Origin of the sequence: Pseudomonas sp. HMWF021 (assembly GCF_003061005.1) — a bacterium.
Classification (GTDB): Bacteria; Pseudomonadota; Gammaproteobacteria; order Pseudomonadales; family Pseudomonadaceae; genus Aquipseudomonas.
On record NZ_QAIK01000027.1, the window covers coordinates 94,714 to 110,127 of the forward strand.

13 protein-coding genes are annotated in these 15,414 nt (G+C 61.3%); 8 read left to right on the top strand and 5 right to left on the bottom strand.

Annotated features, from left to right (window positions below; genetic code table 11):
- From DBR18_RS02485 to aspA, 3 genes are all read right to left on the bottom strand, one after another.
- A partial coding sequence (locus DBR18_RS02485; RefSeq protein WP_108589186.1) for an asparaginase occupies positions 1 to 928 on the bottom strand: 928 nt, incomplete at its 3' end.
- Between the two features lie 169 nt (positions 929 to 1,097).
- Complete coding sequence (locus DBR18_RS02490; protein WP_108589131.1) at positions 1,098 to 2,543, bottom strand: sodium:alanine symporter family protein; 1,446 nt, start codon at positions 2,541 to 2,543, stop codon at positions 1,098 to 1,100.
- Positions 2,544 to 3,027: 484 nt separating this feature from the next.
- A complete protein-coding gene (gene aspA, locus DBR18_RS02500; RefSeq protein ID WP_003229645.1) occupies positions 3,028 to 4,452 on the bottom strand; it encodes an aspartate ammonia-lyase in 1,425 nt (474 codons plus the stop codon).
- 180 nt (positions 4,453 to 4,632) lie between these two features.
- On the opposite strand from aspA, the gene DBR18_RS02505 reads away from it, so the two are divergent.
- The 5 genes from DBR18_RS02505 (at position 4,633) to DBR18_RS02525 (ending at position 8,434) form a co-directional block, all read left to right on the top strand.
- Positions 4,633 to 5,541, top strand: coding sequence for a LysR substrate-binding domain-containing protein (locus tag DBR18_RS02505; protein ID WP_007962273.1), 909 nt, complete (start codon positions 4,633 to 4,635; stop codon positions 5,539 to 5,541).
- A gap of 309 nt (positions 5,542 to 5,850) precedes the next feature.
- A complete protein-coding gene (gene purE / locus DBR18_RS02510; RefSeq protein ID WP_003229641.1) occupies positions 5,851 to 6,342 on the top strand; it encodes a 5-(carboxyamino)imidazole ribonucleotide mutase in 492 nt (163 codons plus the stop codon).
- A gap of 10 nt (positions 6,343 to 6,352) precedes the next feature.
- Complete coding sequence (locus DBR18_RS02515; protein ID WP_108589133.1) at positions 6,353 to 7,435, top strand: 5-(carboxyamino)imidazole ribonucleotide synthase; 1,083 nt, start codon at positions 6,353 to 6,355, stop codon at positions 7,433 to 7,435.
- Between the two features lie 114 nt (positions 7,436 to 7,549).
- Complete coding sequence (locus DBR18_RS02520; protein ID WP_003229635.1) at positions 7,550 to 7,795, top strand: GlsB/YeaQ/YmgE family stress response membrane protein; 246 nt, start codon at positions 7,550 to 7,552, stop codon at positions 7,793 to 7,795.
- 102 nt (positions 7,796 to 7,897) lie between these two features.
- Complete coding sequence (locus DBR18_RS02525) at positions 7,898 to 8,434, top strand: DUF3299 domain-containing protein (protein ID WP_108589134.1); 537 nt, start codon at positions 7,898 to 7,900, stop codon at positions 8,432 to 8,434.
- 127 nt (positions 8,435 to 8,561) lie between these two features.
- On the opposite strand, the gene DBR18_RS02530 is transcribed toward DBR18_RS02525, so the two are convergent.
- Both DBR18_RS02530 and DBR18_RS02535 read right to left on the bottom strand, forming a co-directional pair.
- Positions 8,562 to 9,461, bottom strand: a complete 900-nt coding sequence (locus DBR18_RS02530; RefSeq protein ID WP_108589135.1) for a D-hexose-6-phosphate mutarotase — start codon at positions 9,459 to 9,461, stop codon at positions 8,562 to 8,564.
- Positions 9,462 to 9,519: 58 nt separating this feature from the next.
- On the bottom strand, positions 9,520 to 9,924 hold the full coding sequence (locus DBR18_RS02535; RefSeq protein ID WP_003229628.1) for an acyl-CoA thioesterase: 405 nt from the start codon (positions 9,922 to 9,924) through the stop codon (positions 9,520 to 9,522).
- A gap of 378 nt (positions 9,925 to 10,302) precedes the next feature.
- Between DBR18_RS02535 and DBR18_RS02540 the strand changes: the two genes are divergently transcribed.
- From DBR18_RS02540 to DBR18_RS02550, 3 genes are all read left to right on the top strand, one after another.
- A complete protein-coding gene (locus tag DBR18_RS02540; RefSeq protein ID WP_108589136.1) occupies positions 10,303 to 11,601 on the top strand; it encodes an MFS transporter in 1,299 nt (432 codons plus the stop codon).
- Between the two features lie 234 nt (positions 11,602 to 11,835).
- Positions 11,836 to 12,840, top strand: a complete 1,005-nt coding sequence (locus DBR18_RS02545; RefSeq protein WP_086792482.1) for a phosphate ABC transporter substrate-binding protein PstS — start codon at positions 11,836 to 11,838, stop codon at positions 12,838 to 12,840.
- 528 nt (positions 12,841 to 13,368) lie between these two features.
- Positions 13,369 to 15,402 carry an ABC transporter permease subunit gene (locus DBR18_RS02550; protein ID WP_177482335.1) on the top strand — a complete coding sequence of 678 codons (2,034 nt, stop codon included), beginning with the start codon at positions 13,369 to 13,371 and terminating at the stop codon, positions 15,400 to 15,402.
- The last annotated feature ends 12 nt before the right edge of the window (positions 15,403 to 15,414 follow it).

The following is a 15,414-nucleotide window of genomic DNA, read 5'->3' on the forward strand; positions in this document are numbered from 1 at the left end:
CCTGCAACTTGCCGAACGCCGCCTCACGGGTCATGCCGCCACCGGACAACACACCCACGCCACGCAAGCGGCTGCCGGCCTCGTAAACATCCAGCTCGACCCCGCCTTCATGGCACTGCGTGACCGCGACCACGACAACACCGTTATCCCGGGCACGGCCGAGGCTCGCGAGGAACTCGGGATTGTCGCTTGGCCCGGTGCCGCTGCCGTAACACTCCAGCACCAGGCCCTGAATGCCACCGTCGAGCAGACCGTCGACAATTTCGGCGCTGATACCGGGGAACAGTGGCAACACCGCGACATTCGCCAGTTGCCTGGACTGTTTGTAGTTCAACGCTGCAGGAATCGACGTGGCTTTCACGCCGCCGCCCTGACGCGCCAGGCGCTTGAACGGATGACGGCCGAAGCTGCGCACTTTCGCGCAACGGGTCGGATCCAGCAGCTCGCCGTGGAAGTACAGGTGCACGCCCGGCGCCAGACCTTGGCCGAGGGCGACCAGCGCACCGCCGAGGTTTTCCCAGGCATCGCTGTCAGTCACGCCGGCCGGCAGCATTGAACCGGTGAAGCACACTCGCGCGCTCAGTCCGAGTAGCTGGAAGCTCATCGCCGCCGCACTGTAGGCCAAGGTGTCGGTGCCGTGCAGGATCAGCACGCTGTCGCAGCCTTGCACGTCCACGGCGTCGACCACTGCTTCACGCAATTGCTGCCAATAGGCCGGGGTCATGTTGGCGCTGTCGATCAGCGGCGCCATTTCCCGGAAGCGCCACTGCGGCACCACCAGCTCGGGCTGGCTGTGCAGGTAGTCGCGCATGCGGACTTCGAAACCGGACGCCGGGGCCAGGCCATTGGCGCTGGCCTGCATGCCGATGGTGCCACCGGTGTAGAGCACCATGACGTGTTGGGCGGCGGGGAAGGAATTGGCAATCATCTGAGGTCTCCACAAGAGATGACATTGTAGGAGTGAGCCTGCTCGCGATGGCGGTTCATCATTCAGCATTGATGTTGGCCGAAAGACAGCTATCGCGAGCAGGCTCGCTCCCACAGGTATTGCATCACAATAACTGACGGGCGCTGGGGATGCGCCCGTCATTCACCTGTCAGCGTTGCGCTGCAGGGACGCCTTGCGGCTCGACTTCAGCCTTGCCAGCGGCAGGCGCCTCGGTCGGCCAGGCCTTCAGGTCCAGATCCAGATCGGCAAATTTGCTGGAGTCGAACACTGGCTGCTTGATGCCGGCGCGGCGCTGCTCGTCGTAGTCGCGCAGCACGCGCATGCCGACCTTGAACAGCATGGCCAGGGCGATCAGGTTGACGAAGGCCAGGCAGGTCATGGTGATGTCGGCGAAGGCGAACACGGTCGAGAGGTCCTGCATCGAGCCCCACACCACTAGCGCCAGAACCAGACCGCGGAAAATCATCAGCACAGCGCGGTTGCGGCTGAGGAACTGCAGGCTGTTTTCGCCCAGGTAGTAGTTGTAGAGGATGCAAGTGAAGACGAACAGCGACAGCGCGACGCTGACGAAGATACGGCCCCAGTCACCGACCACGGCGGCGAGCGAGTTCTGGGTCAGGACGATGCCGTCACCTTCGAAGCCCGGGGTGTAGAAGCCCGACAACAGGATCAGCAGCGCGGTGCAGGTGCAGATCACGAAGGTGTCGAGGAACACGCTGAAGGCCTGAACCACGCCTTGCGCGCCCGGGTGCTTCACGGAAGCCACGGCGGCGACGTTCGGCGCACTGCCCAGGCCCGCTTCGTTGGCGAACACGCCACGCTTCACGCCCATGACGATGGCGCTGCCGAGCAGGCCGCCGAAGGCCGGGTCGAGGCCGAAGGCGCTCTTGAAGATGGTTTCCAGCATCGCTGGTACGTGTTCGATCTGGGTGCCGATCACGTACAGGGTCACGCCGATATAGGCCAGGGTCTTGACCGGAACCAGCAGGTCGGACACAGCCGCAATGCGCTTGATGCCGCCGATGAAGGTGATGGCCAGCAGCACCGCCAGGACGATCCCGGTGTTGCGCGGGTCGAAGGCAAAGGCGTTTTGCAGCGAGTGGGTCACGGTGTAGGACTGCAGGCCGATGAAGGCGAAGCCGTAGGTCACCAGCAGCAGGATCGAAAACACCACGGCCATGCCTTTGAGCTTCAGGCCGTGCTGGATGTAGTAGGCCGGGCCGCCACGGTACAGACCGTCACCGTCGGCGCGCTTGTAGACCTGAGCCAGGGTGCATTCGAAGAAGCTGCTGGACATGCCGACCAGTGCGGTCACCCACATCCAGAACACCGCACCCGGCCCACCGAGGGTCACGGCGATGCCGACACCGGCGATGTTGCCTGCGCCGACACGGCCGGCGAGGCTGAGCATCAGGGCCTGGAACGAGCTGAGTTGCCCGCCGCTGCTTTTCAGGCTGTCGCGGAACACCGCGAACATGTGGAAGAAGTGGCGCAATTGAACGAAACGCGAGCGAATCGTGAAGTAGCTACCGAGCCCGACAATGAGCACGATCAGTACTTTCCCTGAGAGGAAGTCGTTGATGACTTCGAGCATGGATTTTTCCTCGCTGTTTTTTGTGTAAGCAAATGCTGGATGTTCAGAAACATCGCGTTACACCGGTTTGCGCACGGCACAACAGGTGAGGCGAGGGTTTCGTCCCGGTCCATTTCGCGGGTTTGTTATTAGTTCGGGTTTCGCATGGGTTATGGCCTCGTTACCGACGACCGCTCACGCGAAGAGGGGCGGCACTATACCGATCAGTGCGGCGCCCGTCTGCACGCTCGTGGTGCAAGCGACGAAACGAGGGTGCTGCAAGATCAAAAGATCGCAGCCTTCGGCAGCTCCTACAGGTACACGTCGTTCATGCAGGAGCTGCCGAAGGCTGCGATCTTGGCGGTATCAAATACATAAAACATTTAACGTCCTGCCCGCAAAGAAGTTAAAAAAAAGGGCTTGGGGACTGATCCCCAAGCCCTCAAAAGGTGAGAGGTGTCTAGTCCCTCGACCTGGTGAGCGGTGCTGCAAGTAACGCGTCGGCTCAGGCTTTGAGCGGAACCAGACGCGGAGCGATCATGTTTTCCGGGCGCAGGATGTCGGCGAGCATGGCTTCGTCGAGCAGACCTTCTTCGCGCACCAGTTCCAGCACGCCGCGGCCGCTTTCAAGGGCGATACGGGCGATGCGGGTGGCGTTTTTGTAGCCGATGTACGGGTTCAGTGCGGTGACCAGGCCGATCGAGTGTTCGACCAGTTCGCGGCAGCGCGCTTCGTTGGCGGTGATGCCGACGATGCAGTGCTCGCGCAGCATGTCCATGGCGCGTTGCAGCAGACGGATCGAGTCGAGGATCTTGAACGCGATCAGCGGCTCCATCACGTTCAGCTGCAGTTGGCCGCCTTCGGCTGCCATGGTCAGCGCCAGGTCGTTACCGATGACCTGGAAAGCCACCTGGTTAACGGCTTCCGGGATTACCGGGTTGACCTTGCCGGGCATGATCGAGCTGCCTGGCTGACGCGCCGGCAGGTTGATCTCGTTGATGCCGGTGCGTGGGCCGCTGGACAGCAGGCGCAGGTCGTTGCAGATCTTCGACAGCTTGACCGCGGTGCGCTTGAGCATGCCGGAGAACAGCACGAAGGCGCCCATGTCGGAAGTGGCTTCGATCAGGTCGGCGGCTGGCACCAGCGGTTGACCGCTGATCAGCGCCAGACGCTGGACGGCCAGCGCCTGATAACGCGGGTCGGCGTTGATGCCGGTGCCGATCGCGGTGCCGCCCAGGTTCACTTCGGTCAGCAGTTCCGGGGCCAGCGTCTTCAGACGGGCCAGGTCTTCGCCCATGGTGGTGGCGAATGCGCGGAACTCTTGACCCAGGGTCATCGGCACGGCGTCCTGCAGCTGGGTACGACCCATCTTCAGCACGTGGTTGAATTCTTCACCCTTGGCGGCGAATGCCTGAATCAGGCTGTCGAGGCTGGCCAGCAGCGCGTCGTGACCCAGCAGCAGACCCAGGCGGATCGCGGTCGGGTAGGCGTCGTTGGTCGACTGCGCCATGTTGACGTCGTCGTTCGGGTGCAGGTACTGGTACTCGCCTTTCTGGTGACCCATTGCTTCGAGCGCAATGTTGGCGATCACTTCGTTGGCGTTCATGTTGGTGGAAGTACCGGCGCCACCTTGAATCATGTCGACCACGAACTCTTCGTGGAAATCACCGCGGATCAATCGGGCACAGGCTTCGCTGATGGCAGCGTGCTTGGCTTCGCTCAGATGACCCAACTCACGGTTGGCGTCAGCGGCGGCCTGTTTGACCATCGCCAGACCCACAACCAGTTTCGGGTAATGCGAAATCGGAACGCCGGAGAGACGGAAGTTGTTCACCGCTCGCAGGGTCTGGATGCCGTAATACGCTTGAGCCGGTACTTCGAGGGCGCCAAGCAGGTCGTTTTCTGTGCGGAATGATGCAGCGGAGGACATGATAGAAATCATCTCGATATGGACCCGGTCTGTGCCGGAACGCTGCGAATGCTAGGCTTCTGGGATTTTTTGGGCCAATGCTGTTAAACACTGGCCTATGCACATTCGGCATAATGCCCGTGTGACGCCGCGTGCGCGGCAGACGTGTGACCTGTTTTGGTGCGTGTCCGGGAGGACGTGATGAATCTGGAAAGCAAATGGCTCGAGGACTTCAGTGCCCTGGCCGCCACCCGCAGCTTCTCGCAGGCGGCCGAACGGCGCTTCGTGACCCAACCGGCCTTCAGTCGGCGAATCCGCAGCCTGGAAGCGGCGCTGGGCCTTACCTTGGTCAACCGTTCGCGCACGCCGATTGAACTGACGGCAGCCGGGCAACTGTTTCTGGTGACCGCGCGCACCGTGGTCGAACAGCTCGGCGAAGTGCTGCGGCATCTGCATCACCTGGAAGGCGGGCAGGGTGAAGTGATGCAAGTCGCCGCCGCGCACTCGCTGGCGCTGGGTTTCTTCCCGCGCTGGATCGCACAACTGCGCAATGAAGGGCTGAACATCGCCACGCGGCTGGTGGCGACCAACGTCGGCGACGCGGTGCACGCGCTGCGCGAAGGCGGCTGCGACCTGATGCTGGCGTTCTACGATCCGGACGCGGCGATGCAGATGGACCCGGAAATCTTCCCCTCGCTGCACCTGGGTCAGACCGAAATGCTTCCGGTGTGCGCGGCGGATGCCGATGGCAAGCCGTTGTTCGATCTGGAGGGCGAGGCCAGCGTGCCATTGCTGGCCTATAGCGCCGGTGCGTTTCTCGGGCGCTCGGTGAATGGTTTGTTGCGTCAGCGTCAGCTGCGCTTCACCACCATCTATGAAACTGCCATGGCCGACAGCCTTAAAAGCATGGCCCTGGAAGGCCTCGGCATCGCCTGGGTACCGCAACTGAGCGTGCGCGCCGAACTGGCCCGTGGCGAACTGGTGGTCTGCGGCGGCCCGCAATGGCACGTGCCGCTGGAGATTCGCCTGTACCGCTGCGCACTGGTGCGCAAGGCCAACGTGCGGTTGCTGTGGCGCAAGCTTGAAGGTGGCGCTGCACAGGCTTCCTGAGTGACGGGGTCTGTGGGAAAAGATCGCAGCCTTCGGCAGCTCCTACAGGTTGAAATGCGTTGCCCTGTAGGAGCTGCCGAAGGCTGCGATCTTTTGATCTTTTTCGCTGACCTTCAGGTCAATAAAACCGGGCCTTTCGCTGATTTGACAGATGGTCGTTTCGGGGGCTGTTTATTGGCTTCTTTGCGGTATACTGCGCGGCCTTCGGCCGGTACGTCCGGCCATTTTTCGTACAATCAAGCCACGCAATCCTGCGTGGCTTGTTGTTTTTGACGCGCCTGCGGGCGCCCAGAGAGAAGAGGCGCGACGATGAGTGCACTGGTTGGCGTGATCATGGGCTCCAAGTCCGATTGGTCCACCCTTAGCCACACCGCCGATATGCTGGAAAAGCTCGGCATCCCGTACGAGGTCAAGGTGGTTTCTGCCCACCGCACCCCGGATTTGCTGTTCCAGTACGCCGAAGAGGCTGAGGGCCGTGGCATCGAGGTGATCATCGCCGGTGCCGGTGGCGCAGCCCACCTGCCAGGCATGTGTGCGGCCAAGACCCACCTGCCGGTACTGGGCGTTCCGGTGCAGTCGTCGATGCTCTCGGGCGTCGATTCGCTGCTGTCGATCGTGCAGATGCCGGCGGGCATCCCGGTTGCCACCCTGGCCATCGGCAAGGCCGGCGCGATCAACGCCGCGCTGCTCTCGGCGAGCATCCTTGGCGCCAAGCATCCACAGTTCCACGCGGTACTGAAAACCTTCCGTGCCGAGCAGACAGACAGCGTCCTGGACAATCCAGACCCACGTATTGCCTGAGGTTGTTGAGATGAAGATCGGTGTAATCGGTGGCGGCCAGTTGGGCCGCATGTTGGCGCTGGCGGGCACTCCGCTGGGCATGAACTTCGCTTTCCTCGACCCTGCCCCGGACGCTTGCGCCGCTGCGCTGGGCGAACACCTGCGGGCCGATTACGGCGATCAGGATCACCTGCGGCAACTGGCCGATGAAGTCGATCTGGTGACCTTCGAGTTCGAAAGCGTCCCGGCCGAAACCGTGGCGTTTCTCTCGCAATTCGTCCCGGTGTATCCGAGCGCCGAAGCCCTGCGCATCGCTCGCGATCGCTGGTTCGAGAAGAGCATGTTCAAGGACCTGGGCATCCCGACCCCGGCCTTCGCCGACATTCAGTCGCAAGCCGACCTGGATGCCGCTGTGGCTGCCATCGGTCTGCCGGCCGTGCTGAAAACCCGCACCCTGGGTTACGACGGCAAGGGCCAGAAAGTCCTGCGCAAACCGGAAGACGTGGTCGGTACGTTCGCCGAGCTGGGCAGCGTTGCCTGCCTGCTGGAAGGCTTCGTGCCGTTCACCGGCGAAGTTTCGCTGATCGCCGTGCGTGCCCGCGATGGCGAAACGAAGTTCTATCCGCTGGTGCACAACACCCACGACAGCGGCATCCTCAAGCTGTCGGTTGCCAGCACTGATCACCCGCTGCAGGCGTTGGCTGAAGACTACTCCAGCCGCGTGCTCAAGCAGCTCGACTATGTCGGCGTGATGGCGTTCGAGTTCTTTGAAGTCGACGGTGGCCTCAAGGCCAACGAGATCGCCCCGCGCGTGCACAACTCCGGGCACTGGACCACCGAAGGCGCCGAGTGCAGCCAGTTCGAAAACCATCTGCGCGCCGTTGCCGGCCTGCCGCTGGGTTCGACCGCCAAGGTCGGCGAGAGCGCGATGCTCAACTTCATCGGCGCAGTTCCGCCGGTAGAGAAAGTCATCGCCATCGAAGATTGCCATCTGCACCACTACGGCAAAGCCTTCAAGGCCGGACGCAAGGTCGGTCACGCCAACCTGCGCTGCGCCGACATGGCTACGCTTCAGGCGCAGATCGTCAAGGTCGAAGCGCTGATCGCCGAGTAAACAGTTTCATCTGGCAACGGCGGAACCTTCGGGAGTCGTCGTTCTCTCATGGCAGGATGCCAAAGTCTGACTAGGCTTTGGCATATCTACTATTGAGCGTCAGAGGAAAATGCCATGGGAATTATCGGAACCATCTTTATCGGCTTGATCGTCGGCCTGCTGGCACGCTTCCTCAAACCGGGCGATGACAGCATGGGCTGGATCATGACCATCCTGCTCGGTATCGGCGGTTCGCTGGCGGCCACTTATGGCGGCCAGGCCCTGGGTATCTATCAGGCGGGTCAGGGTGCGGGCTTCATCGGTGCACTGGTCGGCGCGATCGTGCTGCTGGTGATCTACGGCCTGATCAAAAAGAACTGATCCAGGCGACCAGGCCCTCTCTGCCATTGCGGCGGGGAGGGCTAGAATGCTCGGCGATTCAAACTCCTTCCTTCATCCGAGCACCTTTTACCGAGCACCTTCATGCGCCGTCTTTTGTTGACTCTCCTTTTGCTGGGCAGCGGTCTGGCTCACGCCGGCGAACTGCCGGAAACCGACTGGCTCGAGCTGATGCCCAAGTCGGACCAGAAAGCCCTCGAGGCCATGCCCGAAATCGACCACAACTCCCCGGAAGCCACCGGCACTTTCACCGAGAAGGGCGGGATGAAACAGGCCAAGGGCCTGCCGGCGGTGATGTATTCGACCAAGACCGTGGCGTCGATGAACGACAAGCACATCCGCATCGGTGGCTATCCGGTGCCGCTGGAGTCCGATGCCAAGGGCCGCAGCACGCTGTTCTTCCTGGTGCCGTACCCTGGCGCGTGCATCCACGTACCGCCACCGCCACCGAACCAACTGGTGCTGGTGCGTTATCCAAAGGGCTTGAAGCTGGATGACATCTACACGCCGCTGTGGGTGACCGGCACGCTGAAGATCGAGAAGGTCAGCAATGACCTGGCCGATGCGGCGTATGCGCTGGACGCGGACATGGTGCGGGTGGTGCAGGAGTCCGATCTCTAAACACCTGGCGCAGAACCCAATGTGGGAGCGGGCTTGCTCGCGAATGCGGTGTATCAGACAGATTAATGTATCTGACACACCGCATTCGCGAGCAAGCCCGCTCCCACAGTTTGTTTTGCGCCAGGGTTTAAAGCGGTTTGCTGCCGACGCTGACACCCATCGTATGGCTCGCCCCCGAGGCCAGCGTGACCACATCACCCATCACATTCGCCGTCTCGATGCACAGCATGCGCTGCCAGCCATCGTTGTCCATGTCGCTGAACGCGGCGGCGCGGTCGATCCACGGGTTCCAGATCACGGCGGTGCGTGAACCGCTGGCGCTCAGCACGATACGCCGTTCCCAGGTCGGATCGACGATGCTCAGTTGCGGCGGAGCGTCAAGGTAGATACGGTCGGTTTCCCCCGCAAATCGCAGTTCACCTTGCTGGCGGTGGGTGTTCCAGTTGTCCAGGGTCTCGATGTAATCCAGCCCTTCAACACCCTCGACGTGCACGTTGCGCACATCGCTGACCGCGTAATAGGTGTGCAGCGCCTGACTGAGGCTGACGGTTTCGGCACCCCGGTTATGGCTGGTCAGGCTGATGTTCAGCTGATCATTCAGGTGCAGGGTCAGGGTCAGGTCGACCTGATGCGGCCAGCCCGGGAATCCGCCTTCGGGATACGGCAGCCTGAATTCCACCTTGACCCCATGGTCTTCGGCTTCGATACCGCCCAGCTCCCAATCCATCGCCCGGACAAAGCCGTGGGCCTGTGCCGGCTCATCGCTGACGCGCATCGCTTTGACGCTTTGCGGGTTGCGATCAAAGATGCCAAACCAGGGCCAGCACACCGGTACACCGGCGCGGATGCTCTTACCGGTCTTGAACACAGCCTTGTCGTTGAGCCAGATGATCGGCGGCTGACCGTCGATCTGATAACTGAGGATGTGCGCGCCTTGCTGGGCCACCAGCACTTCGGCCTGACCGTGGCGGATGCGCCAGCAGTTCAGTTCATCCAGTTTCACGGCTTCAACGTTGGGCGTGTTCATGGGACAGCTCTCGATCAGACACTTGGGACGACTATCGACCGCAAAACCGCGGCAATGTTTAACGCGCGCGTGGCGGCACCGAGCGAGTACGACCGCTGCCGTCGATGGCGACGAAGACGAATACCGCTTCGGTCACTTTACGCCACTCGCTGGACAGCGGGTCGTCGCTCCACACCTCGACCATCATCTGGATCGAGCTGCGGCCGATTTCCAGGGTCTGGGTATAGAAGGACAATTGCGCGCCGACCGCGACCGGCACCAGAAAGGCCATGCGGTCGATGGCGACAGTGGCTACGCGACCACCGGCCACGCGGCTGGCCATCGCGGTGCCCGCCAAGTCCATCTGCGCCACCAGCCAGCCGCCGAAAATATCGCCAAAGCCGTTGGTTTCGCGGGGGAGTGCGGTAATTTGCAGGGCCAGGTCGCCTTGCGGGATCGGATCTTCTTGTTCGAGCTCTATCATGCCGGGGGGGCCTCTGACCCGTGACTCTTCGTTTGGTATTGCTGGTGGTAGCCGTCTTCAGGAAAAACGATTCAGCACCGAACATACTACGTTCGTCACGTTTTCCATAAGGCGCCTGAAGGGAAACTCTGCGAAACCGGCTGATCCCGTTCAAAGGCCGGGCCAACGACGTTTTCGCACAGCAACCCCCTACAAACCGGAGCAAGGTTGCGAGTATATCGGTCGGTAGACTCCGCGACGACCATCGGGTTCTGATTTTGACCGTCAAATACGCGCCTCTATGTGCTTTTTCGAACAATTTGCTATGGTGCCGAACCTGTCCGAGCCACAGCCAGCGTTGTTGTGGCGGCAGATCCGACTATAAGAGAAGCCCTTGCCATGACCACAGCGCCTTCGAGCCTCGCGCAGCCCGAGCAACCTGCACGACCCCTGACCCGCAATGACTACAAGACTCTGTCGCTATCGGCCCTGGGCGGTGCGCTGGAGTTCTACGATTTCATCATCTTCGTGTTCTTCGCCACCGTGGTCGGCAAGCTGTTCTTCCCGGCCGACATGCCCGAGTGGCTGCGCCTGATGCAGACCTTCGGCATCTTCGCTGCCGGTTACCTGGCGCGGCCGCTGGGCGGCATTGTCATGGCGCACTTCGGCGACCTGCTGGGACGCAAGAAGATGTTCACCCTGAGCATTTTCATGATGGCCGTGCCGACCCTGATCATGGGCCTGCTGCCGACCTACGCGCAGATTGGCATGTGGGCGCCGATCCTGCTGTTGCTGATGCGGGTGATCCAGGGCGCGGCGATTGGTGGTGAGGTGCCGGGGGCGTGGGTCTTCGTTTCCGAACACGTGCCGCAAAAGCACATCGGCTATGCCTGCGGCACCCTGACCAGCGGCCTGACGGCGGGCATCCTGCTTGGCTCGCTGGTCGCCACGGCGATCAACAGCATTTATACGCCGGTGGAAGTCGCGGATTACGCCTGGCGGATCCCGTTCCTGCTCGGCGGCGTGTTCGGTCTGTTCTCGGTCTATCTGCGCCGCTGGCTGCACGAAACTCCGGTGTTCGCCGAACTGCAACTGCGCAAGGCGCTGGCCGAAGAAGTGCCGCTGCGCGCCGTACTGCGTGACCATCGCGGGGCGATCGCGATCTCGATGCTGCTGACCTGGCTGCTGTCCGCCGGGATCGTCGTGGTGATCCTGATGACCCCGACCGTGCTGCAGACGGTCTATCACTTCACGCCGACCGAGTCGCTGCAATCAAACAGCCTGGCGATCGTGTTTCTGAGCATCGGCTGCATTATCTCCGGTGCGCTGGCCGACCGTTTCGGCGCCGGCCGGGTATTTGTCTTCGGTTCGCTGGGTTTGCTGATCAGCTCCTGGGCCTTCTACCACAGCCTCGGCGATCACCCGAACTGGCTGTTCCCGCTATATGCGCTGACCGGTCTGCTGGTCGGCACCATCGGTGCGGTGCCGTACGTGATGGTCAAGGCGTTCCCGCCGGTGGTGCGCTTCAGCGGGTTGTCGTTCTCGTACAACGTGGCTTACGCGATCTTCGGTGGCCTGACGCCGATGGTGGTCAGCCTGCTGCTTAAAGAGAGTGCGATGGGCCCGGCCTACTATGTGGCGGTGCTGTGCACGATGGGGATTCTGGTCGGGGCGTGGCTGTGGAAGAAGGGGCGCTGATTCAGGTTCCGCATCGGCTGTTCTGACGCCATCGCGAGCAGGCTCACTCCTACAGTTGGAATGTATTTTCAATTGTAGGAGTGAGCCTGCTCGCGATTGGGGCGGCTCGAATTATCCAGTAAAAACTCCGATGCTGGCCTTTCATCCAATTGTCATATTTCAGCCATAGAGTGTTCACACGGCCTGCTGATACTTGGCCCCGAATTAACACACCCTATCTGCTAGGAGTAAGGCATGAAACTGAAGCGTTTGATGGCGGCAATGACTTTTGTCGCTGCTGGCGTTGCGACTGCCCACGCGGTAGCCGCTGGCGTTGACCCGGCAATTCCGGCTTACACCAAGGTCACCGGTGTATCGGGCAACTTGTCCAGCGTTGGTTCCGACACTCTGGCCAACCTCATGACCCTGTGGGCTGAGAACTACAAGAAAGAATACCCGAACGTAAACATCCAGATTCAGGCCGCTGGCTCCGCCACCGCGCCACCTGCGCTGACTGAAGGCACCTCCAACCTGGGCCCGATGAGCCGCAAGATGAAGGACACCGAACTGGCGGCCTTCGAACAGAAATACGGCTACAAGCCAACCGCTATCCCGGTGGCCGTGGACGCCCTGGCCGTGTTCGTGCACAAGGACAACCCGATCCAGCACCTGACCATGGAACAGGTTGACGCGATCTTCTCGTCCACCCGTCTGTGCGGCGCCAAAGCCGACGTGAAAACCTGGGGCGATCTGGGCGTGACCGGTGACCTGGCCAACAAGCCAGTGCAACTGTTCGGTCGTAACTCGGTATCCGGCACTTACGGCTACTTCAAGGAAGAAGCCCTGTGCAAAGGCGACTACAAGCCGAACGTCAACGAACAGCCAGGTTCGGCGTCGGTTGTGCAGTCGATCAGCTCCTCGCTGAACGGCATCGGTTACTCGGGCATCGGCTACAAGACTGCCAGCGTGAAGACCGTTGCCCTGTCGAAGAAAGGCAGCACTGACTTCATCGAAGACACCGAAGAAAACGCCCTGAACGGCAAGTACCCGCTGTCGCGCTTCCTCTACGTTTACGTGAACAAGGCCCCGAACAAGCCTCTGGCCCCGCTGGAAGCCGAGTTCGTGAAACTGGTTCTGTCCAAACAGGGTCAGGAAGTGGTGGTGAAAGACGGCTACATCCCACTGCCGGCCAAAGTTGCTGCAAAAGCACTGGCTGATCTGGGCCTGCAGGAAGGCGGCGCTGAAGTCGCAAAAAAGTAACACCCTAGATCCGGGCTGACCCCCGGATCTGCAGAAACCCCTGTAGGAGCTGTCGAGTGAAACGAGGCTGCGATCTTTTGATCTGGCCTCTGATCGCAAGATCAAAAGATCGCAGCCTCGGTTCCCTCGGCAGCTCCTGCACAGGTTTCAGGCAGTTCCAAAAAAGGTCCAACGACCTACCGAATTTTCAATCCTCCACCAGTACCCGCTGGCGGTGGATTTGTTGCGTCACTGCACTGTCATCTTTCTGTCATACAGGATCGCTAGGGTGAGCGCATGAATGATCTGGCCAATTCCCCAATGACTACGACTTCTCCTCCCAAGCGCATTGATTTCAATACGCCTGAGCTGCAACGCAAGCGCCGCATTCGCGCGCTCAAGGATCGCTTCACCCGTTGGTACGTCCTCGTTGGCGGGCTGGCGGTGCTGGCAGCCATCACCCTGATCTTCTTCTTTCTCGCCTACGTCGTTGCACCGTTGTTCCACGGTGCCAGCCTGACCGCGAAAGATGCCATTACCCCAGCCTGGATGCAGGACGCCGGCAAGCCGCTGATGATTTCGCTCGAAGAGCAGAATCAGGTGGCGATGCGCGTTTCCGACAAGGGCCAGGCGCTGTTCTTCGACATCGACAGTGGCGCTGAATTGAAGCGCGTCGATCTGCCGGTGCCTGCCGGCGCAACCGTCACTTCCATCGGTGAAGACCAGCCGGGTCATCCACTGGTCGCCGTGGGCCTGTCCAACGGCCAGGCGCTGGTGTTCCGTCACACCTATAAAGTCAGCTACCCCGATGGCAAGAAAACCATCACCCCGGCCATCGAATACCCTTACGGCAACACGCCGATTGCGGTGAACGAAAGCGGCGGGGCGCTTGAGCACGTCAGCCTCAACGCCACCGATTCGACCCTGATGCTGGTGGGCTCAACCGGTTCGCAACTCAATGTGCTGTCGCTGACCAGCGAAGAAAACATGATGACCGGCGAAGTCACCAACGAGCAGAAGCGTATCGAGCTGCCGCAGATGACTGAACCGGTGAAAAACATCTTCGTCGACCCGCGCCAGCAATGGCTGTATGTGGTCAACGGGCGTGCCCAGGCCGACGTGTTCAGCCTGCGCGACAAGAGCCTCAACGGTCGATACAAACTGCTGGAAAACGCTGACGCCGAAGTTACCGCGAGCACGCAACTGGTGGGCGGCATCTCGCTGATCATCGGTGACTCCAAGGGTGGTCTGGCCCAGTGGTTCATGGCCCGCGACACCGATGGTGAACTGCGCCTGAAGCAGATCCGTACCTTCCAGATGGGCACCACGCCGATTGTTGAAATCACCGCCGAAGAGCGTCGCAAGGGCTTCGTGGCCCTCGATGCCAGCGGCAAGCTCGGCGTGTTTCACAGCACCGCGCACCGCACCCTGCTGGTCGAGCCGGTAGCCGAAGGCCAGGGCCTGTTCGGTCTGTCGCCGCGCGCCAACCGGGTGATCGTCGAGGCCGGCGGCAAGCTGCAACCGCTGCTGCTCGACAACCCGCACCCGGAAGTGTCGTGGAGCGCGTTGTGGAGCAAGGTCTGGTACGAGAACTACGACGAGCCTAAATACGTCTGGCAATCGACCGCCGCCAACACCGATTTCGAACCGAAACTGAGCCTCTCGCCACTGACCTTCGGCACCCTGAAAGCCGCGTTCTACGCGATGCTGCTGGCCGCGCCGCTGGCGGTTGCCGCGGCAATCTACACCGCCTACTTTATGGCCCCGGGCATGCGCCGCAAGGTCAAACCGGTGATCGAGCTGATGGAAGCGATGCCGACGGTGATCCTCGGGTTCTTCGCCGGTCTGTTCCTCGCGCCGTATGTGGAAGGGCATCTGCCGGGCATCTTCAGTCTGCTGATGCTGTTGCCGATCGGCATTCTGGTGGCCGGTTTCACCTTCAGCCGCCTGCCTGAGTCGATCCGCCTGAAAGTCCCGGACGGCTGGGAAAGTGCGCTGCTGATTCCGGTGATCCTGTTCGTGGGCTGGCTGTCGCTGTACATGAGCCCGTACATGGAGAACTGGTTCTTCGGCGGTGACATGCGCATGTGGATCTCCCACGACCTGGGCATCACCTACGACCAGCGCAACGCTCTGGTGGTCGGCCTGGCGATGGGTTTTGCGGTGATCCCGAACATCTACTCGATTGCCGAAGACGCCGTGTTCAGCGTGCCGCGTGGCCTGACCCTCGGTTCCCTGGCGCTCGGTGCCACGCCATGGCAGACCATGACCCGCGTGGTGATCCTCACCGCCAGCCCGGGCATCTTCTCGGCGCTGATGATCGGCATGGGCCGTGCAGTCGGCGAAACCATGATCGTGCTGATGGCCACGGGTAACACCCCGGTCATGGAAATGAACCTGTTCGAAGGCCTGCGCACCCTGGCCGCCAACGTCGCGGTGGAAATGCCCGAGTCGGAAGTCGGCGGCAGCCACTACCGCGTGCTGTTCCTCTCGGCGCTGGTGCTGCTGTTGTTCACCTTCGTCATGAACACCCTGGCAGAACTGATTCGTCAGCGTCTGCGCAAGAAATACTCGTCGCTTTAAGAAAGGTAGAAG